This window comes from Streptomyces sp. NPDC046197, from assembly GCF_040646295.1.
GTDB lineage: Bacteria > Actinomycetota > Actinomycetes > Streptomycetales > Streptomycetaceae > Streptomyces.
This window is the reverse complement of record NZ_JBEYZY010000105.1, coordinates 1-1425: the sequence shown is the minus strand read 5'-3', so window position 1 is coordinate 1425 and position 1425 is coordinate 1. Positions and strand designations below refer to the sequence as shown.

The following is a 1425-nucleotide window of genomic DNA, read 5'->3' as shown; positions in this document are numbered from 1 at the left end:
CTAGTAGGACTCCGTTAGGTCTGTCTTGATCTTGGTGTGGCTCTGCTGGGCAGGGGTCGGTGGCAGGTGGTGCAGATGCCGGTCCAGCAGTTCAGCAGGTCCTGGAGGGTGTCGAGGATCTGGTAGAGGGTGAGTCCGGTGTGTCGGCTTTTGGGGCCAGTCGCTGCTCGGTGAGGAAGGCGTGGGCGGCGGTGACCAGGGTGGCGTGGTGGTGCCAGCCGTTGAAGGAGCGGCCTTCGAAGTGGTCCAGGCCCAGGCCGTGCTTGAGTTCGCGGTAGTCGTGCTCGATGCGCCAGCGGATCTTTGCCAGGCGGACCAGCTCCGGGATCGGGGTGTCCTCGGGCAGGTCGGACAGCCAGAACCGGGTCGGCTTGTCCTCGCCGTCGGGCCATTCGGCCAGCAGTCGCACCTGGGGCAGGATGCCGTCCCACCGGCCGTGCTCGGCCACCGCGGCTGCCTGGGCCAGCCGACGCGGGCGCACCCCGGCCGGCCGGACCTGCACGGCGAGGAATCGGGAGGTCATCGGACCGCGGGAGCCTTCCCGCCAGGTCACCTCCTGGAAGGCTTCCCGGCCGGCGGCCGCGGCCAGTTCCGCCACCGTCAGTGGTGGCTGCCGGTAGCGGGGAACCGGTCGGCGGCCGTTGCCGGACCAGGCTGGGGTATCAGGGACTGCGTCGTGCGGCTGGACGGTCAGGTCGCCGCGGATGCCGACCACGTAGGCGTGTCCCCGCTCGGTCAGTGCGGCACGGAAGTCCGCGTTCTGGCCGTAGCCCGCATCGGCCACCATCACTGGCGGCACCAGTGCCCATCCGTCCAGTTCGTCCAGGGCGTCCAGTGCGAGGCGCCACTTCTCCCGGTGTCCGACGTCTTTCGGCACGCCGGTCTGCCGGCGCCGGGCGGTGTCCTTGGCCCATTCCCGTGGCAGGAACAGGCGCCAGTTCAGCGGGCACGACGCCGTCTCGGAGACCGCGTGGACGCTGACCGCGACCTGGCAGTTGGCCTGTTTGCCCAGCGCACCGCAGTACTGGTGGGCGACGCCGACCGACATCCTGCCGTCCTTGGGGAACGACACGTCATCGATCGCCCAGGCGTCCGGGCCGACCTGCGGCACCATCCGCTCGGCGATCCGCCGGCGCACCGGCACCGGATTCCACGTGGACTGGTTCACGAACTGCTGCAGGTTCTGCTCATTGCCGTCCGGCAGCCGCGAGGCCATGGCCTGGATGGACTTGCGGCGACCGTCCATCATCAGTCCCCGCAGATAGCAGTCGCTCTTGGCCCGCTGATCCTTGCGCGGCACCGAGGCGAACACATCCGCCACGAATAACGCCAACGTCGCCCGAACACGGTTCACTTCATGTGCGTCCACACACTCACCGTGCCCCTGAACAAGGTCGACACACAGACCTAACGGAGTCCTACTAG

The 1425-nt window shown here is 68.6% G+C and carries 1 protein-coding gene; it reads right to left on the bottom strand.

The window, feature by feature from the left end; genetic code table 11:
* Positions 1 to 91 precede the first annotated feature (91 nt).
* On the bottom strand, positions 92 to 1369 hold the full coding sequence (locus tag AB0A61_RS41080) for an IS701 family transposase (protein ID WP_361304741.1): 1278 nt from the start codon (positions 1367 to 1369) through the stop codon (positions 92 to 94).
* Between the last annotated feature and the right edge of the window lie 56 nt (positions 1370 to 1425).